This is a genomic window from Tepidamorphus sp. 3E244 (assembly GCF_046159835.1).
Taxonomy (GTDB): Bacteria; Pseudomonadota; Alphaproteobacteria; order Rhizobiales; family Tepidamorphaceae; genus JACKJK01.
This window is the reverse complement of record NZ_JBJXCY010000001.1, coordinates 467,895-487,546: the sequence shown is the minus strand read 5'-3', so window position 1 is coordinate 487,546 and position 19,652 is coordinate 467,895. Positions and strand designations below refer to the sequence as shown.

At 63.7% G+C, this 19,652-nt stretch carries 21 protein-coding genes; 10 read left to right on the top strand and 11 right to left on the bottom strand.

Features of this window, described 5'->3' with window-relative positions:
* The gene (locus ACKTEK_RS02305; protein WP_409163621.1) at positions 1-765 is read right to left on the bottom strand and encodes an SOS response-associated peptidase; all 765 of its coding nucleotides are present in this window, start codon (positions 763-765) and stop codon (positions 1-3) included.
* Between the two features lie 120 nt (positions 766-885).
* Between ACKTEK_RS02305 and ACKTEK_RS02300 the strand changes: the two genes are divergently transcribed.
* Positions 886-1,374 (top strand): hypothetical protein, encoded by a 489-nt coding sequence (locus tag ACKTEK_RS02300; RefSeq protein WP_409163620.1) that lies wholly within the window; start codon positions 886-888, stop codon positions 1,372-1,374.
* A 47-nt stretch (positions 1,375-1,421) separates the two neighbouring features.
* Positions 1,422-1,847: an NUDIX domain-containing protein gene (locus ACKTEK_RS02295; protein ID WP_409163619.1), complete on the top strand. Its 426-nt coding sequence runs from the start codon at positions 1,422-1,424 to the stop codon at positions 1,845-1,847.
* Between the two features lie 7 nt (positions 1,848-1,854).
* Here the strand turns inward: ACKTEK_RS02295 and ACKTEK_RS02290 are convergent, their stop codons facing one another.
* Together ACKTEK_RS02290 and ACKTEK_RS02285 are read right to left on the bottom strand one after the other, a co-directional pair.
* On the bottom strand, positions 1,855-2,925 hold the full coding sequence (locus ACKTEK_RS02290; protein WP_409163618.1) for a sensor histidine kinase: 1,071 nt from the start codon (positions 2,923-2,925) through the stop codon (positions 1,855-1,857).
* Positions 2,926-2,944: 19 nt separating this feature from the next.
* Positions 2,945-3,466, bottom strand: a complete 522-nt coding sequence (locus ACKTEK_RS02285; protein ID WP_409163617.1) for a methanogen output domain 1-containing protein — start codon at positions 3,464-3,466, stop codon at positions 2,945-2,947.
* Between the two features lie 303 nt (positions 3,467-3,769).
* Between ACKTEK_RS02285 and ACKTEK_RS02280 the strand changes: the two genes are divergently transcribed.
* Both ACKTEK_RS02280 and ACKTEK_RS02275 read left to right on the top strand, forming a co-directional pair.
* Complete coding sequence (locus tag ACKTEK_RS02280) at positions 3,770-4,198, top strand: TIGR02301 family protein (RefSeq protein WP_409163616.1); 429 nt, start codon at positions 3,770-3,772, stop codon at positions 4,196-4,198.
* Between the two features lie 16 nt (positions 4,199-4,214).
* Positions 4,215-4,844, top strand: coding sequence for a hypothetical protein (locus tag ACKTEK_RS02275; protein ID WP_409163615.1), 630 nt, complete (start codon positions 4,215-4,217; stop codon positions 4,842-4,844).
* A 1-nt stretch (position 4,845) separates the two neighbouring features.
* Here the strand turns inward: ACKTEK_RS02275 and ACKTEK_RS02270 are convergent, their stop codons facing one another.
* Positions 4,846-5,655, bottom strand: coding sequence for a hypothetical protein (locus ACKTEK_RS02270; RefSeq protein WP_409163614.1), 810 nt, complete (start codon positions 5,653-5,655; stop codon positions 4,846-4,848).
* 81 nt (positions 5,656-5,736) lie between these two features.
* Complete coding sequence (locus ACKTEK_RS02265; RefSeq protein ID WP_409163613.1) at positions 5,737-7,065, bottom strand: dihydroorotase; 1,329 nt, start codon at positions 7,063-7,065, stop codon at positions 5,737-5,739.
* Positions 7,066-7,197: 132 nt separating this feature from the next.
* Here ACKTEK_RS02265 and ACKTEK_RS02260 point away from each other — a divergent pair, with 132 nt between their 5' ends.
* Genes ACKTEK_RS02260 through ACKTEK_RS02245 form a run of 4 tightly spaced genes read left to right on the top strand, consistent with a single transcriptional unit; the run spans position 7,198 to position 9,723 of the window.
* Complete coding sequence (locus ACKTEK_RS02260; RefSeq protein ID WP_409163612.1) at positions 7,198-8,049, top strand: YgfZ/GcvT domain-containing protein; 852 nt, start codon at positions 7,198-7,200, stop codon at positions 8,047-8,049.
* Positions 8,046-8,702: a YfbR-like 5'-deoxynucleotidase gene (locus ACKTEK_RS02255; protein ID WP_409163611.1), complete on the top strand. Its 657-nt coding sequence runs from the start codon at positions 8,046-8,048 to the stop codon at positions 8,700-8,702. Before ACKTEK_RS02260 ends, ACKTEK_RS02255 begins: the two co-directional genes overlap by 4 nt.
* Positions 8,699-9,250: a tyrosine phosphatase family protein gene (locus ACKTEK_RS02250; protein WP_409163610.1), complete on the top strand. Its 552-nt coding sequence runs from the start codon at positions 8,699-8,701 to the stop codon at positions 9,248-9,250. The genes ACKTEK_RS02255 and ACKTEK_RS02250 overlap by 4 nt, the downstream gene beginning before the upstream one ends.
* Positions 9,247-9,723 (top strand): PaaI family thioesterase, encoded by a 477-nt coding sequence (locus ACKTEK_RS02245; protein ID WP_409163609.1) that lies wholly within the window; start codon positions 9,247-9,249, stop codon positions 9,721-9,723. Before ACKTEK_RS02250 ends, ACKTEK_RS02245 begins: the two co-directional genes overlap by 4 nt.
* 30 nt (positions 9,724-9,753) lie before the next feature.
* On the opposite strand, the gene ACKTEK_RS02240 is transcribed toward ACKTEK_RS02245, so the two are convergent.
* Complete coding sequence (locus ACKTEK_RS02240; RefSeq protein ID WP_409163608.1) at positions 9,754-10,743, bottom strand: MDR family oxidoreductase; 990 nt, start codon at positions 10,741-10,743, stop codon at positions 9,754-9,756.
* A gap of 162 nt (positions 10,744-10,905) precedes the next feature.
* On the opposite strand from ACKTEK_RS02240, the gene ACKTEK_RS02235 reads away from it, so the two are divergent.
* Complete coding sequence (locus tag ACKTEK_RS02235; protein WP_409163607.1) at positions 10,906-11,733, top strand: dienelactone hydrolase family protein; 828 nt, start codon at positions 10,906-10,908, stop codon at positions 11,731-11,733.
* Positions 11,734-11,737: 4 nt separating this feature from the next.
* On the opposite strand, the gene ACKTEK_RS02230 is transcribed toward ACKTEK_RS02235, so the two are convergent.
* A complete protein-coding gene (locus ACKTEK_RS02230) occupies positions 11,738-12,964 on the bottom strand; it encodes an MFS transporter (RefSeq protein WP_409163606.1) in 1,227 nt (408 codons plus the stop codon).
* 142 nt (positions 12,965-13,106) lie between these two features.
* Complete coding sequence (locus tag ACKTEK_RS02225; RefSeq protein ID WP_409163605.1) at positions 13,107-13,928, bottom strand: DUF2189 domain-containing protein; 822 nt, start codon at positions 13,926-13,928, stop codon at positions 13,107-13,109.
* Positions 13,929-14,081: 153 nt separating this feature from the next.
* Between ACKTEK_RS02225 and ACKTEK_RS02220 the strand changes: the two genes are divergently transcribed.
* On the top strand, positions 14,082-14,756 hold the full coding sequence (locus tag ACKTEK_RS02220) for a DUF6348 family protein (RefSeq protein ID WP_409163604.1): 675 nt from the start codon (positions 14,082-14,084) through the stop codon (positions 14,754-14,756).
* A gap of 9 nt (positions 14,757-14,765) precedes the next feature.
* Here ACKTEK_RS02220 and ACKTEK_RS02215 read toward each other — a convergent pair whose 3' ends face one another.
* From ACKTEK_RS02215 to ppdK, 3 genes are all read right to left on the bottom strand, one after another.
* Positions 14,766-15,791 (bottom strand): cell wall hydrolase, encoded by a 1,026-nt coding sequence (locus ACKTEK_RS02215; RefSeq protein ID WP_409163603.1) that lies wholly within the window; start codon positions 15,789-15,791, stop codon positions 14,766-14,768.
* 202 nt (positions 15,792-15,993) lie between these two features.
* A complete protein-coding gene (locus ACKTEK_RS02210) occupies positions 15,994-16,941 on the bottom strand; it encodes an ArgK/MeaB family GTPase (RefSeq protein ID WP_409163602.1) in 948 nt (315 codons plus the stop codon).
* A 19-nt stretch (positions 16,942-16,960) separates the two neighbouring features.
* Positions 16,961-19,639, bottom strand: a complete 2,679-nt coding sequence (gene ppdK, locus ACKTEK_RS02205; RefSeq protein WP_409163601.1) for a pyruvate, phosphate dikinase — start codon at positions 19,637-19,639, stop codon at positions 16,961-16,963.
* Positions 19,640-19,652 lie beyond the last annotated feature (13 nt).

Sequence of the window (19,652 nt, the reverse complement as noted above, 5' to 3'; positions counted from 1 at the left end):
TCAGAACAGCGACATCTGGCCGTCGCCGGCCTTTGGTTTCTTCTTTGCAGACGGCTTTTCCTTGTCCGTCGCTGCAGGCGTCTGCTCGTCGGCCAACGGCACGACGAGGCTCTCGTCGTCATTGGCGACGGAGTTCACCCGCGTGGAAACCGGGAAGGCGCGGAAGTAGTCCTCCGGTGCCGCCTTCAGCAGGTCGGAGATGTCGTCGCCCGAGGTTTCGTCACAGTGCAGCCAGCGGGCGCGGTCTTCCTTCTCGATGACCACGGGCATGCGATGATGCAGCGGTGTCAGCGTCTCGTTGGCGGCAGTCGTCAGGATCGCCGCGCTTTCCAGTTCGTTGCCCTGCGCGTCCATCCAGGTTTCCCAAAGCCCGGCGAATGCGAAGACCTGCGCGTCGGGCCGCTGGATCAGGTAGGGCTGCTTCTTGCCGTTCTCCGCCTTCTGCCATTCGTAGAACCCGTCGGCGGGGATCAGGCAGCGGCGGCGGCGCATGGCGGTGCGGAACGCCGGCTTGTTCGCCGCTTCTTCCGAGCGCGCGTTGATGAGGGTCGGGAAGTCCTTGATATCCTTCACCCACGGCGGCAGCAGCCCCCAGCGCACCAGCGCGAATTCCGGGCTGGCCCTGTCACCGGCATCTTCGCGCACGATCGGGATGGGCTGGGTCGGCGCGATGTTGTAGCGCGGCGGAAAGTTCGGCTGCGCGGCATATCCGAACGTGTCGCGCACTTCCTCCGGCGAGGTTCGCAGCAGATATCGACCACACATGCGCGGCTCCTGACGAAACGTAAAACGAGCGAATTCTGTTTTCGGTTTAATAGAATTTAAGCCATCAGGCCTCTAATGGGAGGACAACCGGAGCGCGAAGACAAATTTCTGGGGTCGTGTATGCCTGCCGAGCCGTTCGAGGGAGTAGAAGGGGTCCATCCCGAAACCGGGTTGGCGACCGATTACCTCAATCACTACAACGAGATCGTCATGCTGCTCGAGCTCGTCTCCGACATGCCCGAGTGCATCGAGGACGCGTCCGACTGGCAGCCGAAATCCTATGTCGATCACTTCCGCGGCTCCGGGTTGGCAATCGCGGACGGGGTGATTGCCGCCTACGAGGCCTCTCCCGCACGCTACCGCGATGCGTTTCTCGCCTCCACGCGCGAACTCGATCTCATCATCGCGCCGGCCATCGGCGAAATCGCGCGACTGTATGAAAACGGCTCGGAAGAGGCCGCCGTCAGTCTCACCGAAACGACTCTCGATGCAGCCCGCGGCATCCTTGGCCAGCTCAACGGCATCATCCACGGCCATCTGACGATTGCCGATATCGCCATCTCCGACGACACCGAAGGCGCGCAGGCCCTCGTCGACGCAATGTTTTGACGAAAATAACGGCATCGCCCACGCGATGAAGCGCGTATAAGCGGATCATGGGCGATATCATCAGCTTTCCATCGAAACCCGGCATCATCGCCGCTGCATCCATCTGCGTCTTCCACGCCAATCTCGTGCTTCTGGTGAAGCGCGCCAAGCCGCCGTTCCTGTGGAGCCTGCCGGGCGGGCGCATCGAGGCGGGCGAGCGGGCAGAGGAAGCCGCCCTGCGCGAGCTTTCCGAGGAAACCGGCGTCGTGGCGACCATCGTCGGCGCGGGGATGGAAATCGACTTCAAGACGGAAAGTGGGGAGCTCTACAAGATCTCGAATTTCGCCGCGCGCTACGTGTCCGGCGAGGCCCATGCCATGAGCGATGCCGCAGAAGTTGCCTGGGAAAAGCCGTTCGACCTCGACCGCTATCCGCTGACTCCACGCGCGCTGGAAGTGATCGCGCATGCCCGCAAGATGGTTGGCGCCGGGTAGCCCCGGGTCAGTTGGCTGCCAAATCGTTTGCGGGCGGCGGTGTCTGCGTGATCCGTCCGGGTTCGACGGGCGGGAAGATCAGTTGCCAGACCGTCCCGTTCTCCGATTCCACATGCAGGTCGCCGCGCAGCTGCTCGGTAAGGGCGCGGACGATCCGCGTGCCCGACCCCTTGCCATCACCGGCTTCGGAGAACCCGGCGCCATTGTCGGCGACGTGGACTTCCAGCTTGTCGACGCCGTTCTTCTTCAGGCGGACATGCACCTCGCCGCTGTCGCTGCCTGAAAAGGCGTGCTTGATCGAGTTGGTGACAAGCTCGTTGACCAGCAGGCACAGGGGCGTCGCGTCGTCGATGTGGAGGGGATGGGGCGTGAGGTCGCGAATGATCTTCACGTTGGGCGGCAGGATCGAGGATTCAATGATCCCGCAGAGCTGCTCGACCACCTGGGCTGCATCGACGCGGTCGATCTGCTGGTTGCGGTCGAGCATCTGGTGGACCAGCGCCATGGCCATGGTGCGCGATTCAAGCTGCTTCAGCGCATCGCGCGTTTCTTCGCTGACGGCGGAATTGGCGCGAAGCCGGATCAGCGCCGAGAGAATCGACAGGTTGTTCTTGACCCGGTGGACCAGTTCGCGATGCAGCTTCTGCTGGCCTGTCAGGGCCTCGTCGAGCTTGGCCTCCATGCGCATGTGGTGGGCGAGCTGCTCATTCAACTCTCGCACAAGCTTGCGGTGTTCCTCGAACGCATGGGTGTGGCTCTCGTCACCGACGATGGCGACCATCGGCGGCTTGCCGTCGCGGCGATAGCCCCGCCCACGCCAGCGCATCTTCACGCCGTCATGGCCGCCACCCTTTCGGGTCAGCGCGAAGGGCTGCCACGTGCTGCCGCCAGCACAATGACCGATGATCTCAAGAACCCGCTCGCGCGATTCAGACCACAGGTCAGGAAACTTCTCCTCGCCACGGATGATGAGCTTCCGCGCGCGGGCATTGGCGAACATTATTTCGCCGTCGACCGACATCGAGATCGATTCGGCTGGATGGGTTTCCAGAATTTCGTCGCAAAGTTCCATGGACATCGCATCAACCACTGCGAAGTTACTTCGGAACGCGGTAGAATTCGCGCTCATCTACCTCAACATTTTGCTCAGGCTTTAAATAGACCACGATCCGGCATTGCTTGTGACCGGTTGCGATCGTGTGGTCGAGACTGACGCGGGCGTATCCGAGATTGTCGGCGGCGATCCGGCCGAAGACGTTGGAGGTCATCTGGCAAAGCGATTCGCGGCCATTGGCCATCTCGCCGAAGGGGCAGGCTCGATTGCCGACGACGATCTTCTCGGAATCGAGTTCGATGATGTAGAAGTCGCCGCCGATGCGGCCCTTCAGGTCGACGAAGACTTGCGCGACCTGCTTGGCGTCGAGTTCGCTGACGTGCATCGCCTCGCGGTACTGCTCGTCGATCCACTTCCCCATCGCGCTGCCGACCACCGCAATATAGCCGGAGGCGTTTTCCATGCCGACGACGTCCTGCAATGTCCCGCTGAGCTCGCGCAGCAGCTTTCGCAAAAACAGGTCCTTGTTGAGAGGCACGTCGTGCTTCCCGATGTCGCCAGTCATGCGTCCCTCCTCGCTTGCGTCGTAAGGCTGCAAGTGTCGATTGCCGGGCAGCGCATTCACGCCTGCTGCCCATTATCGCCGTATTCTGCGGCGCTATTAAGTTTGCTGGTAGCCGGACGAAATCACGCGACGCCATCCGACCATGCAGCCATTGAACACGCAACTTCTTGTTGAATCCAAGACCACAACATCGTTTTGACGCATGACAGGTGATCGCCACCACGACCCTGCCATCTTGTGGCGGTTATGCTAGAGAGCGCCGCAACAGCTGAATTGCATTCCCACAGGTTCGACGACAACGGCATGTTCCAGACAACGACCCGCACCAAGGCACTGGCTGCCTTCGCACTTGCCGCCGCGCTCATGGCCGGCGCCGCGCCGGCCTCCGCCCAGTCGGAAGCCTCGATCCGGCCGGGCCTGAAGGAACAGACGGCGCCCTATGACGACCAGATGGCGCGGCTTTCGGAACTGCTCGGCGCGATTCACTACCTGCGCAACCTGTGCGGCGCGGAAGACGGCAAAAAGTGGCGCGACCTGATGCAGGCGCTGCTGGAAGCGGAAAACCCGAGCGTGGGGCGCCGCGCGCGTTTCACGGACGGCTTCAATCGCGGCTACCGCGGCTACGAGCGCACGCACTCGGAGTGCACGGACGCGTCCAAGCTGCTGGCTGACCGGTTCGTGCGCGAAGGCACCCGCATCTCCAACCAGATCGCGACCCGTTATGGCAACTGAGCGGCATAGCGTTGCGGTGGCTGCTGCACTGATCGCGGCTGGCATCTCGCTCGCGGCTGCGCCCAGCGTTGCAGCGACGGACACCAACACTGTGCGCACCGTGCCGATCCAGCCACCGGAGCAGCCGGTGGACGAACAGCAACAAGAAGACGGCTCGACCCTCGCCGACATGGGCAACCTGCCGGAGGTCTCCAAGGATATCTCGAAGCTTCCCGAAGCGGTTCAGCGGATGCGCGCGGAAATTCTCGAAGCAGCCCGCAGCGGCGATATCTCGCGCATGCAGGTTCCCATCGACCAGAGCGAACTCCCGCCGGCGATGGGCCAGAACACCGAGACCGACATCGTCGGCTTCCTGCGCAGCCTTGCTGGCGACGAGAACGGGCGCGAGATCCTCGCGATCATCGTGGAGATTCTCGAAAGCGGCTATGCGCACGTCGAACCGGGCACGGACCGGGAGGCCTATGTGTGGCCCTACTTCGCGGCCCTGCCCTTCGACGCGCTGACGCCGGAACAGGAAGTCGACCTGTTCAAGGTCATCACCGCCGCCGACCGCGACGACATGGCGAGCCACGCCGGGCAGTACACGTTCTACCGGCTCGGCATCGGGCCGGACGGCACGTGGTACTTCCTGCTGTCGGGCGACTAGTTTATTTAATAATTGGAGGCTCTTGCAGAAGACTCGATTGCATTACGGGAAATTTAAGGCCTAGTTCCCCGATCAATTTCTCTATCATTGGCAGGTACCACGATGGAGAGTTTGGTGAAATAACGACTTTCTCGATCATAATATTTATATCGCATGGAATTAATCTTCCTGCGCGTGGCAGATTTACATTTTCGTTGATATTCTCGTACCTTAATGTTTCCTCGTTCCACACACTGCCTTGTAGTGGATCATGAAAATTTTCATTGTCCCAATAAACTATTCTGACTTCCTGCTCGAATGAATAACTGCTCCGTTTTACCGTTAGATTTGAAAATATATTTTCGGACCCAACTTGGAATGTTCCAGGCGTCCAGTATTTAACCGCACCAACGTGCAGATCATCGGATGCGTCGTCCAACGAATGAGTCAACCTTCCTCCTGTAGTGATTACCGCTACTCCATCACCGGGCGAGGCATAAATTTTCCACATCGCAATGGATTCGTGCTGAGCTGCATGCCAAGAATTTACATAAAACTGACGCCTACTAAACCTCTTAAATAGACACATTTGCTCTTCGAGGCGGTACCAATTTTTAAAAATCTCGGCCTTCGAAGGAAACTCACTAGCATAAAGAAACTCGATTTGATCTCGTATTTTCTTCGGCAAATCATCAATGCTATTCCAGATTCTGTGAGGGAAATAGTATGCATCTGGCAACCCCTCATACGGATCATCTGCTGCAAGAACCTCTGCGTTTGATAACCATAGATTTTTTGAAATAACGAGATCTAGAAATTTGGGTATATCCATATAGCGCCACAAGCGATCAGTTACATTGGGTCGCTCAAAACACTTGTGGCTGACTACTGGCAATTTTGCTACCGGGCGTTGTTACAGGGTCTCGAGGAACTCGATGGGCTTGCCGAGCGAGGCGTTGACCAGCTCGCCGTCCCACATCACCTGGTTGCCGCGAATGATCGTCCCCACCGGCCAGCCGGTGACCGTCTCGCCGTGATAGGGCGTCCACTTGGATTTCGACGCGATCCACGAATTGGTGATCTTCTCCGAACGCTTCATGTCGACGACCGTGAAGTCGGCATCGTAGCCGGCGGCGATGCGTCCCTTTCGCGCGATGTTGAATATGCGCGAGGGGCCGTGGCTTGTCAGGTCGACGAAGCGCTGCAGCGACAGCTTGCCGTTGTTGACGTGGTTCAGCATCGTCGGCACCAGCGTCTGCACGCCGGTCATGCCCGACGGCGTTTCCGGGTAGGTGCCGCCCTTCTCCTCAAGCGTGTGGGGCGCATGGTCGGAGCCGAGCACGTCCACCGTGCCGTCGAACAGACCCTGCCAGATGCGCTCCTGGTGGGCGGCATCGCGCACGGGCGGGTTCATCTGCGCGCGGGTGCCCAAGCGCTGGTAGCAGCCCGGCGCGACCAGCGTCAGGTGGTGCGGGGTGACCTCGACGGTCGCCACGTCCTTGTTGGCGCGCAGCACGTCCATTTCCGGTCCGGTCGAGATGTGCAGCACGTGGATGCGCTTGCCGAGCTTGCGCGCCAGCGCCACCAACCGCTCCGTCGCCATCAGGGCTGCCAGCGGGTCACGCCAGACCGGGTGGCTCGACGGGTCACCGGCCACGCGGTGGGCCTTGCGGTCACGCAGGCGCGGCTCGTCCTCGGCGTGGAAGGCAGCGCGGCGGGAAATCTTCGACAGGATCATCTCGATGCCGGGATCGTCCTCGACCAGCAGATTGCCGGTGGAGGAGCCTATGAAGACCTTCACGCCGCAGCAGCCCGGCAGGCGTTCGAGGTCCGGCAGGTCGATGGCATTCTGGTGCGTGCCGCCGATGAAGAAGGCGTGGTCGCAGTGCATCCGGTTGCGGGCGCGCGACAGCTTGTCCGACAGCGCCTCGGCGGTGACCGTCTGCGGATTGGTGTTCGGCATTTCGAAGACACCGGTCACGCCACCCATGACGGCGGCGCGCGAGCCGGTTTCGAGGTCTTCCTTGTGGTCGAGGCCCGGCTCACGGAAGTGCACCTGCGTGTCGATGACACCGGGCAGGATGTGCAGACCCTTGCAGTCGATCACCTTGCCGGCCTGGTCGGCCTGGAACGAGCCGAGATCGATGATGCGGCCGTCGCGCACGCCGATGTCGCGGCGGGCGGTGCCGTCCTGGTTGACCACCGTGCCGCCCTTGAGGATCAGATCGAACGTCTCTGCCATAGTCGCCTTTCGCATTGCCGGGTTGCTGCGCCCGGCGCTTGCCGCGCGCAGCCTTGGCGCATACCTATGCCATGAAGCCGTCGCGAACCAGACCTTCATGAGACGACAGCACAGGGGACACACGCCACACGCATGACAGACAGCCAGACCATACGCCTCGGCGACCGGGCCATCCTGCGCGTTGCAGGGCCTGACGCGCGCCACCTCCTGCAAGGGCTGCTGACCTGCGAGATCGACGCGCTGGAGCCGGCTGCGCCTGCCCACGGGGCGCTGCTGACACCGCAGGGCAAGATCCTGTTCGAGGCCATCGTCCACGCGGAAGGCGAAGACAGCATCCTGCTCGACACGTGCGCCGAGCTTGCCGACGATTTCGCCAAGCGGCTGACCTTCTACAAGCTGCGCGCCAAGGCGACGATCGAGCGCGCCGACGAGCTGTGTGCCGTTGCGCTGCCGGGCGGCGTGGCCGAGGGGCTGGCACCCGATCCGCGCCTGTTCACGCTGGGCCATCGCGGCATCGTTGAGCTGACGCAGGCCGAAACCCTGAGCGACGATATCGCGCCCTATCACGCCCACCGCATCCACGAAGGCATCGCGGAACTGGGCGCGGATTTCGTGACAGGCGACGTGTTTCCGCACGAGGCGAATTTCGACCACTACGCCGGTGTCTCGTTCTCGAAGGGCTGTTTCGTCGGACAGGAAGTCGTCTCCCGGATGCAGCACCGCGGCACCGCGCGCAAACGCTTCGTCTCCGTCGCGATCGATGGCACCGCGCCCGCGATGGGCAGCGATGTGAAGGCCGATGAGAAGAGCGTCGGCACCATGGGCTCTGCTTCTGCTGCGCAGGGCCTTGCGCTGTTGCGCCTCGACCGCATCAACAAGGCGGAAAGCGTCGGCGACGCGCTGACATGCGAGGGCGCGACCCTGACCCCGAGCGTGCCGGAGTGGATGGCGCAGGCGCTGGCCAAGAGCGGAGAGACGGCATGAGCGGGCGCAAGGCAGCCGCAAATTCCCAGCGCGCTTGGCAGCGGATGCTGTCCGGCCGCCGGCTCGACCTGCTCGACCCTTCGCCGCTCGACGTCGAAGTCGCCGACATCGCCCACGGCCTTGCCCGCGTGGCGCGCTGGAACGGGCAGACGGTCGGCGACCATGCCTATTCGGTGGCGCAGCACTCGTTGCTGGTGGAGGACATCGTCGGGCGGCTGGAGCCGCAGGCGGGCATGCAGCTACGCCTCGCTGCTTTGTTTCACGATGCGCCGGAATACGTCATCGGCGACATGATCAGCCCGTTCAAGGCGGTCATCGGCGACAATTACAAGGCAGTGGAAAGCAGGCTCCAGCAGGCCATTCACATTCGCCTGTCGCTGCCGGGCACCTTGCCCGCCGACTGGAAGAAACTCATCAAGCGGGCAGACCAGGTCGCGGCCTTTCTTGAGGCAACGCAGCTGGCCGGTTTCGAGCGCGCTGACGCGGAACGCTACTTCGGGCGTCCCGGCCCCATCGGCGGCGCGCATCTTGAAGACCTGTTCCGGCTGTCTCCCGATGCGGCCCAGCAGGCGCAATCGCAGTTCCTTTCGCGCGCCAGCGAGTTGGGCGCGGATGCCGAACCGGTCGAGATGGCAAAGGCAGGTGCCCAATGAACAAGACACCACCCGCCATCCATGTCTGCTCGCTCTCGCGCCTGCATGAAACAGTCAGCAACAGCGGCGCGTCGCACATCGTGACGCTCATCAATGCCGGCACGCCGGTCGAGCGGCCCGCGCATATCGCCGAGGACCGGCACCTGTTTCTAGGCTTAAACGACATCGTTTCGCCGCTGGACGGCATGACTTTGCCCGGGGCGGAACACGTGGAACGGCTGATCGACTTCGCGCAGGGCTGGGACCGGTCCGCGCCGATGGTCGTGCATTGCTGGGCGGGCATCAGCCGGTCGACGGCAGGCGGCTTCATCGCGGCCTGCGCGCTCAATCCGCACCGCGACCCGGACGAGATCGCCAAGACGCTGCGCAAGGCTGCACCAAGCGCGACACCGAACGCGCTGCTCGTCGACCTCGCAGACCAGATCCTTGAACGCGGCGGCGCGATGAGCGAGGCCATCCGTTCGATTGGTCGCGGCCAGTCTGCCTTCGAGGGCGAGCCGTTCGTCCTCGAACTGCACGACGCGCCCGACGAGGAGAGCAACACGTGAGCGCCAACCGTTCCTTCGGCGTCGTTGCGCGCGAAGACCTTCTGGCCAGTGACGGGCTGACGTTTCTCACCCGCATCATGGAGGGCGACCTGCCCTCACCGCCCATCTTCGAGACGATGGGCTTTGCCTTCACGCAGCTGGAGAAGGGTCGCTGCGTGGTGCGCGGCGAACCGGGCGTGCGGTTCTACAATCCAAGCTCGCAGGTGCATGGCGGGTTCGCGCTGGCGATCCTCGATACCGCGCTCGGCTGCGCCATCCACACCATGCTGGTGGCGGGCGAAGGCTACACGACGCTGGAAATCAAGACGAACATGGTGCGCGGCATGACCGCCGAAACCGGCCTCGTTCACGCGGAAGGCAAGGTCCTGCACCGCGGACGCACCACGGCGACGTCGGAGGGCAAGCTCACCGACGCCAACGGCAAGCTGATCGCCCACGCCACCACAACCTGCATGATCTTCCCGCCGCAATAGGCTCGCGGCGGACTGTCTCGTTCAGGTGTTTCAGGAAATCTCGACGACCACGCGACCGCGCGTCTTGCCGGCGATGATGTCCTCGCCTGCCTGCATCAGGTCGCCAAGGCCAATGGTGGTCGACATCTTGTCGAGGGCATCCTTGTCGAGCTGGCTGGTCAGAAGCTCGTAGGCACGGGCGCGCTTTTCACGCGGGGCCATGACCGAGTCGATGCCGAGCAGCGAGACGCCGCGCAGGATGAAGGGCGCGACAGTCGCCGGCAGGTCCATGCCCTGCGCCAGGCCACAGGCCGCGACGCAGCCGCCATACTTGGTCTGGGCGAGCACGTTCGCCAGTGTGTGGCTGCCGACGGAATCGACACCGCCGGCCCAGCGCTCCTTGCCGAGCGGGCGGCCCGGCTCGGAGAGTTCGTTGCGGTCGACGATGTCGCTCGCACCCAGCGACTTCAGGTAGTCCGCCTCGCTGGCGCGGCCGGTGGAGGCCAGCACCTCAAAGCCGAGCTTCGCCAGCAGGCTGACGGCCGTGGAGCCGACGCCGCCGGCAGCGCCCGTGACGATGGCCGGACCCTTGGCCGGTGCCGCGCCATTGTCCGAGATCGCCAGCACGCAGAGCGCAGCGGTATAGCCCGCGGTTCCGATGGCCATGGCCTGCGCATTGGTCAGGCTGTCGGGACAAGGGATCAGCCAGTCGCCCTTCACCCGCGCCTTGCCAGCGAAGCCGCCGTGATGGGTTTCGCCGACGCCCCAGCCGTTGAGGATGACGCGGTCGCCGGGCTTGAACTCGGGATTGTCGGAGGCTTCCACCTCGCCGGCGAAGTCGATGCCGGGGATCAGCGGCCAGGTGCGCACGATGGGCGCCTTGCCCGTCAGCGCGAGGCCGTCCTTGTAGTTGAGGGTGGAGTGCGTGACGCGAACGGTCACGTCGCCGTCCATAAGGTCGCTGTCGGACAGGGTCGTCAGTTCGGCCTTCTGACCCTTCTCACCTTCTTTCGAAATGAGGATCGCGGGAAATTCGCCCATGGTTCTTGCCTCCCGGCTTTCGATGTCATTGCCGACATCCCTACCGCGCGGCGCGGGTCATGCACAATGCTGCATCCGTCGAGGTGCCGTGGCGGTTCGCTGCCCTATCTGACCTGTGCGGGGCCGGGTACGGGACACGATCAACGAGGGAGATTGACTGCGATGTGCACGATTGATGGATGTGGCGCGCACAAGGACATGCCGCCGATTGACGTTTCTCAAACCGACCGCAGGGCGTTCCTGGCCGGGCTCGCCAGCCTGCCGCTGGCGACGGTGCTGGCTTATCCCGACCTTGCGCACGCGCAGGCCGAACGCACCGAAGCGCTCGTCGTCGGCGGCGCGGACGGTGCGACCGCGAGCGGCGTCATTGCCATGCCCGAGACGCTGCCGGCGCCTGCGGTGGTGCTGATCCACGAGTGGTGGGGCCTCAACGACCAGATCAAGTCGGTCGCGGTCGAACTGGCGAAGATGGGCTACATCGCCTACGCGATCGATCTCTACGGCGGGCAGGTTGCCTCGACGCCGGAAGAAGCGCGCACGCTGACACAGGGCGTTGATGCGGGCACCGCGCGCCAGCAACTGGTGACAGCCATCGAGCATCTCAAGAAGCACAAGGACAGCACCGGCAAGGTCGCGACCATGGGCTGGTGCTTTGGCGGCGGCTGGTCGCTCAATGCGTCCGTCGCGACGCCGGTCGATGCCACGGTGATCTATTATGGGCGGGTGACGAAGCCTGCCGACGAACTGGAGAACCTCGAAGGCCCGGTGCTCGGGCATTTCGGCACGCAGGACGGCAACATCAACGAAGAGATGGTCGAAGGCTTCGAGGCGGAGATGGAAAAGGCCGGCAAGGCCGACATACTGACCGTGCACTGGTATGACGCCGACCACGCCTTTGCAAACCCGACAGGCGCACGCTACGACGCGGAGGACGCGAGCCTCGCGTGGGAGCGCACCAGCGAATTCCTCGCCGCGAACCTGAAAGGCTGAACGCTCAGGCGGCTTCCTTGAGGCGGGCGACAGGCGCGTCGCTGATCGGCCAGTGGATCAGCGCCGCTGCCAGCCCGAGCACGACCGAGAGCCACCAGACTACGTCATAGGACCCCGTCTGGTCATACAGGCGGCCGCCGAGCCAGACGCCGAGGAACGAGCCGAACTGGTGGTTGAGGAAGACCAGCCCCCAGAGCAGGCCCATCCAGCGCGGACCGAACATCGACACCACGATGCCCGAGGTCGGCGGCACGGTGGACAGCCACAGCACGCCCATGACCGACGAGAAGATCAGCACGCTCGGTACCGAGACGGGCACCATCAGGAAGACGAGGAAGGCCAACGCGCGCAGCAGGTAGATACCCGCCAGCATCTTGGGGCGCGAGTGCGAGCCGGACAGCACGCCGGCGCCGTATGACCCGATGATGTTGAACAGGCCGATGAGCGCGATCGACCACGCGCCCCACTTCGCGGCGAGGCCGAGGTCGACGATGTAGGCCGGCAGGTGCGCGTTGATGAAGGCGACCTGGAAGCCGCACACGAAGAACCCGACCAGCAGCAGCACGTAGGAGCGTTCGCGCAGGGCCTCGCGCACGGCTTCGCGCAGGGACTGATCCGGCATGTCCAGCGTCGCCTTTTCGTTCTTGCCCGCCAGAACAGGCGCCAGCGCGAGGACCGTCATCAGCATGGCGGCGGTCAGCACCAGCGCGAGTTGCCAGCCGTAGGCGGAGATGAAGCCCTGGCTGATGGGCGCAAACAGGAACTGGCCAAGCGAGCCGCCAGCGGTGGCGATGCCGAAGCCGACCTGCCGCTTTTCCGGCGGCAGCAGGCGCGAGAATGCCGTGATGACGATGCCGAAGGAACAGGCGCCGATGGCGGCGCCCATCATGATGCCGGCGGAGAGATGTAGCAGGAACGGTGCGTCGGCCTGCGACATGAGCAGGAGCGCGGCGACATAGGTGACCGCACCGCCGAGGATCACGCGGGTGGTGCCGTACTTATCGGCGATGCCGCCAACGATGGGCTGCGAGATGCCCCAGACGAGGTTCTGCAGCGCGAGCGCCAGGGCGAAGGTCTCCCGCGACCAGCCGAACTCGTCGGTCATCGGCGGCAGGAACAGGCCCATCGAGGTTCGCGGGCCGTTGGTCAGGATGGAGATGAGAACACCCGCCAGGATGATCATCTGCGCGCTGCGCCAGGCCGGGCGCGCCGAAGGCTGAGAGGTGCTCATGTCGTTGTGTCTCCGCATCCCGGCCAGGTCCGGGCGCGACAACCATAGACGGGTCGTTTCACATCGAGAAACAGCGTTATCGAATAGGTTGCATCAGGAAAACTCATGGAGCGCGCATTGCGCATCCGAAATCCTGATCGTGTCAGGCAGTTATTTCGACCTCTTCGGCGGGCTCCACCGCCAGCCGGTAGAGGTGCCACGTGGCGTGGCCGAGGATCGGCAGCACGACCACCATCCCGATGAACATCGGCAGGGTCGCAACCAGCAACAGGCACACGACGATGAAGGCCCAGCCGAGCATGGCGACCGGGTTCTTCACCACCGTCTGCACCGAGGTGACCATTGCCGTGATGAAATCGACCTCCCGGTCGAGCAGGATCGGGAAGGAGATCACGGAGATGGAAAACAGGATCAGCGACAGAACCGCGCCGACCACATGCCCGACGACCAGGAACATCAGCCCCGGCCCCGTCGTGAACACCGTGTGCAGGAAGCCGGCGAAGGTGTCGATGGGTTCAAAGCCGAGGAACAGCGCCAGCAACAGGCGGATCTGGTACATCCACATGATGAAGAAGAAGAGCACCACGAAGGACATGAAGCCGATCTCGCGGCTGCGCTGGTCGTAAATGACGAGCAGGACGTCCTTCACGACCAGCGGCTCGCCCGCCTCCAGCCTTCGCGAAATCTCGTAGAGGCCGACAGCGGCAAAGGGGCCGAGCAGCACGAAGCCGGTGGCGAGCGGATAGCTGATCCACGGCATCTCCAGCAGGGTCGCCGTCAGCAACACCGCAATGCCGCCAAGCGCATAGATCGCGCCGAACATGAGGCTCATCGCAGGTGCCTTGCGGAAGTCGGCCATGCCCTTGCCGGCGGCTGCGATCACGTCCGAAAACGTGAAGCTGCGCACCTTGGGCGGCGGTCGGTAGCCTTCCGGCAGCCTGGTGATGTCGGTTGCATCATTCATCGTTTCTCTCCCTCGATGCGATGGAACATGGCCAGCGTCCATTCGCATTGACGTGACGCAATCGCCGGGCCTGCGCTCAAAGCGGTTTGACCTTGCCCGCATTGGCTGCGAGAAGCGTCAGACTGTGTCAACGGTCACAAGGGGGCGGCCGACATGGACGAAATGCTCGCAGATTTCATGCGCAAGCTGTTTGCCGAGTACGGGCTGCAAGCTGAGGAAAAGGCCGGTTGGGTGCTGCCGGACGGGGTGTTTCCCGCGCTGCGCGCGCACTGGCTGGAAAGCGACACCGGCAACGGCATCGGCACGCTGACGGTGGAAGCCACGCTCTCCGGTGGCGAAATCATCGAGGAAACCTATGCCGGCGTGGGCACGGAGACGACCGGCTGCATGGACGCGCTGAAGAACTTCGTCGCCGGGCCGTTCCACGTGCTGCTGTCGGGCCTGTGGGACGTTCAGACGCCGGAAGTGGACCGCTCGATCTGCGATTTCGACGCGGGCCGGTTCATCCTGCATTCCACCGAGCCGGTCTATCGCGGCCCGGCGCAAGGTGCCGACATCGCACCACCCGGCGCACTCGAACTGCTGGAAGAAGCACTCATTCGCAAGGAGCTGTCGGAGCAGGAGCACTGGGTCAGCGCGATCCACTGCAACACCGGCAAGGGCGAGGCACACACGCACGCGATCCTCGACAACCAGCCGTGGCCGGAGGGGAGCGAAGCCTTTGCCGCCGCCGGATGGCAGGAAACCCCCTACTTCTACACGGTGAGGGGGTTTCTGCTGTTCACGCCGGAAACTGCGGCCGATGCGGACCTGGAAGACGAAGCCTGAGGCTTCAGGTCAGATCCACTTGCGAACCTGGTAGAAGATGTGGCGACCGATCTTGTCACGCTTGACCATGCCACGCACCCAGCGCGGGTGAACGTAGTCGGCGTGGTAGTGCGTGGAGTCGTTGACCTTGTCGTCGAAGGCCTTGCCGCTCATCACGTCGCGGGCAAAGGTCATTGCCTTTTCCCATGAATTCTTGTCGCGGACCTTGTCGGGGATGCGGTCGCAGGCGAACGAGAACTGGCAGCGGTTGCGCCAGTGCTTGTTCTGGTAGACGACCCCGCAAACCGAGTCCGGGTAGTAGCTGGAGCGCACGCGGTTGGTGACCACCTGCGCGACGGCGATCTGGCCGGGGTCCGGCTCGCCGCGGGCTTCAAAGTAGACGGCTGTGGCCAGGCAGTTCAGCTCCTGGACATAGCGATTCACGTCATAGCCGGGGTCGGAGGGAAGCCGATCGTCAAACAGGGTCGGCAGGGCTTCCTCGCCGTAGAGGAATTCCAGGCCAAGCGAGGCAAGAACCATGGCACCGCGCCGCTCTTCTGTTGGCGCGGTGAAGGAAAGACGCTGGCCGGCAAGCTCGCTCGGATCGATGAGCTGCGGCGCGTTGCGCAGGATGCCGCCGCCATCGGGAGACATGCGCAGCGTGGTGCCGACGGGCGGACGGCTCATCTGCAGGTCGCTCTTGACCACGCGGTTGACGCTGTCTTCCGGATTATTCGGCGCCTTTGGGAGCGCGCCGGTCATCATGGCATCGGACGGATCCACGCCAAGCATCTCGTGACCGTTGGATACGCCGAGCGTGCCGGCCCCTGCAGACGCGGAAGATGATTTGAAGGGAAGTGCCACCTTGGCCGTGTACTCTGCGCCGTTGGGCGCTGCCACCAGTGACGTGCGCCAGCGATCCTTGTTGACGATTTCCTTCGTCAACATCGCGGCGGCGTCCTGATAGGCGGCTTCGCCCGTCGTGACCAGAAGACCGATGACTGCGAATACGACCGCACGTAGGCGGTACCCGATGCGCCCCCTGCGCGGCGGCATGCGAAACGTCTTACGCAACTCAAACACCACTTATTTCAAGCATCGCCAAAACCCCGAACGCGGGCGGCGAAAGCGCTGATACCCGACGGACCCCCCGTCGCATGACCATTTCGCCGCAAAAGCGTTGATGGTGAATTAACGATAAAAAAAGTCAGGAAATTGGCAGGCAAGAGGTGAAGTGTTTTCTAGGTAAATCAATGGTTTACCGGTCGAGAAATTTCACAAGCCTTCTCAGTGCCTCAAAGGGCTTTCTCGCATCAGCCGAAGCGATTTCTGTCACGACGCGGTTCAGGCCCGCCCGTCCGTGGCGCGATTTGACGAAGTCGCGCATGAAGGCGCGGGCCTGGTCCTGACGCCTTTGAGCGAGATGCCGGTCCTCGTCCAGCCACGCGCGGTGACTGCTGATTGCAGCCAGAAGATCGTCGATGCCCTCGCCGCTGGCAGCCGACAGCGCGACCACCGGAACCTTCCAGTCGGCGATGCCGGTTGCCACGAGGCCGAGCGCGCCTTCCACGTCGGCGCGCGCACGGCGGGCGGCCGCTCCCATGTCGGATTTCGTGACGGCGATCACGTCGGGCAGTTCCATGATGCCGGCCTTCATGAACTGAAGACTGTCGCCTGAACCCGGCTGCACGCACAGGACCAGCGTGTCAGCAATCAGGCCAATGTCGGCTTCTGATTGCCCGATGCCGACGGTTTCCACGATCACCCGGTCGTAGACCGCGCGCATGAGAAGCGCGGCTGCAACGGAATGGTCCGACAGGCCGCCGAGCCGGTCGCGGGCGGCAAGCGAGCGCACGAAGGCCTTGTCGTCGTCGGGAGCCGTGCGAATGCGCGTGCGGTCACCCAACAGCGCCCCACCGGTGATCTGCGAGGACGGATCGACGGCAATGACGCCGACACTCAGGCCCGCCTTGCGCCAGCTGGTGAGCAGTTCACCCGTCAGCGTCGACTTGCCGACGCCGGGCGGCCCGGTCAGGCCGATGACAATGCCGGTCGGGTCGGCGATTGCCGCATCCAGCAGGTCAGCGGTTTCGGCATCCGGTGCACCGGCCGGGTCCAGCCCGCGCTCAAGCGCGGTCAGCGCGCGCGCAACCGCCTGCTTGCCGCCGGTCCGCAGCGCGGCGAGATGGTCCGCACCGCTGCTCACCGCACGCGGCCCTCGACCCTTAGTCCGTCGAGCCGGCATCGCCGGCAATCGCGGCCTGCGCTGCCGCAAGGCGTGCAATCGGCACGCGGTAGGGCGAGCAGGAGACATAAGTGAGACCAACCTCGTGGCAGAAGCGCACCGAGGCCGGATCGCCGCCATGCTCGCCGCAGATGCCGAGCTTGATGTCGGGACGCACGGCACGACCGCGCTCGCAACCGATGGACACCAGTTCGCCAACGCCACCGGTGTCGATGGAAATGAACGGGTCGGCCTCCAGCAGGCCTTTTTCCACGTAGGTGCCGAGGAAGCTCGCCGCATCGTCACGCGAGATGCCGAAGGCGGTCTGCGTCAGGTCGTTGGTGCCAAAGGAGAAGAACTCCGCGCTTTCGGCGATTTCGCCGGCGCGCAGGCAGGCGCGGGGAAGCTCGATCATGGTACCGGTCTGGTACTCGATCTCGACGCCCTTGTCTGCGCGGACCTTGTCGGCCACCGCGTCGATACGCTCCTTCAGCAGGTCGAATTCCGCCTTGGTGGCGATGAGCGGGATCATGACTTCCGGCGTCACCGGCTGGCCGGTCTTCTTCGCGGCTTCGGCTGCGGCCTCGAAGATTGCCTGCGCCTGCATCTCGTAGATTTCAGGGTAGGAGATGCCGAGGCGGCAACCGCGATGGCCAAGCATCGGGTTCAGTTCCTTCAGCAGTTCGACCCGCGCCGTCACCTTGTCGACATCGGCGCCGAGACCTTCGGCCACTTCCGCGATTTCCTCCGCATCGTGGGGGAGGAACTCGTGCAGCGGGGGGTCCAGCAGTCGGATCGTCACGGGCAGGCCGGCCATGATCTCGAACAGCTCGATGAAGTCCTCGCGCTGCATCGGCAGCAGCTTGTCGAGCGCCTTGCGGCGGCCCGCTTCGTCGTCTGCCAGGATCATCTGGCGCACGGAGGTGATGCGGTCGCCGTCGAAGAACATGTGCTCGGTGCGCGACAGGCCGATGCCCTCGGCACCGAACTCGCGCGCGGCGCGGGCATCGAGCGGGGTCTCGGCATTGGCGCGCACGCCCAGCACGCGGCGGGAATCGGCCCATTCCATGATCTGTCCGAAATCGCCGGAAAGTTCCGGCTGGAGCATGTTCACGCGGCCTTCCAGCACCTGCCCCGTGGAGCCGTCCACGGTGATGATGTCGCCTTCCTTGAAGATGCGGCCGGCGGCCAGCATCTCGCCCTTGGCGTAGTTGATGCGCAGCATCCCGGCACCAGACACGCAGGGCTTGCCCATGCCGCGCGCGACAACGGCCGCGTGGCTCGTCATGCCGCCGCGCGTCGTGAGGATGCCTTCTGCGGCATGCATGCCGTGAATGTCTTCCGGGCTGGTTTCCACGCGCACGAGGATGACCGCGCGCCCTTCCGCCTTCAGCCGCTCGGCATCATCGGAATTGAACACGATCTCGCCCTGCGCCGCGCCGGGTGAGGCCGGCAGGCCGTTGGCGATGATGGTGCGCGGGGCGTCGGGGTCGATCATCGGGTGCAGAAGCTGGTCGAGCGCGCCGGCATCGATGCGCAGCACGGCTTCATCTTGCGTGATGAGGCCTTCGGCGGCCATGTCCACGGCGATCTTGAGGGCTGCCTTTGTGGTGCGCTTTCCCGACCGGGTCTGCAGCATCCACAGCTTGCCCTGCTCGACGGTGAATTCGAGGTCCTGCATGTCGCGATAGTGGTTTTCGAGCTGGTCGCAGATGCCGACAAACTCCGAGAATGTCTCCGGCATGGCCCTTTCAAGCGATGCCTTGTCTGAGCCTGCAGCCTCGCGGGCTGCTTCCGTCAGGTCCTGCGGGGTGCGGATACCTGCGACGACATCCTCGCCCTGCGCATTGATGAGGAACTCGCCATAGAGCGCCTTCTCACCAGTGGAGGGGTTTCGGGTGAAGGCAACGCCAGTTGCGGAATCCTCGCCCATGTTGCCGAAGACCATGGCCTGCACGTTGACCGCCGTGCCCCACGTCGCCGGGATTTCATGCAGGCGGCGATAGGTGATGGCGCGCTGGTTCATCCAGGAGCCGAACACCGCGCCGATGGCGCCCCAGAGCTGCTCGTTCACGTCCAGCGGGAAGGACGAGCCAAGCTCCTCCTCGACGCGCACCTTGAAGGCGGCGACGATGTGTTCCCAGTCGTCGGCACCGAGATCGGTGTCCAGCGTCAGCGACCGCTCTTCCTTGTAGAGCTCGAGGATCTCCTCGAAATTGTGATGCTCCACGCCGAGCACCACGTCGGAATACATCTGGATGAAGCGGCGGTAGCTGTCATAGGCGAAACGCCGGTCGCCGGAGTTCTTCGCGAGCGCCTCGACCGTCTCGTCGTTGAGGCCAAGATTGAGGACCGTGTCCATCATGCCCGGCATGGAGGCGCGCGCGCCGGAGCGCACGGAGACCAAAAGCGGGTTCTCGGTGTCGCCGAAACCCTTTCCGGTGATCTCGCCGATGCGGCTCACCGCGGCGGCCGCCTGCTCGCGCAGGTCGGCGGGGTAGCTCTCGGCGTTGTCGTAATAGTAGTTGCAGACCTCGGTCGTGATCGTGAATCCCGGCGGCACCGGCAGGCCCAGGCTCGACATTTCGGCAAGGTTGGCACCCTTGCCGCCGAGCAGGTTCTTCATGCCGGCTTCGCCCTCGGCGGACCTGCCGCCGAATGAATAGACCCATTGCGTCATGTCACACGTCCCT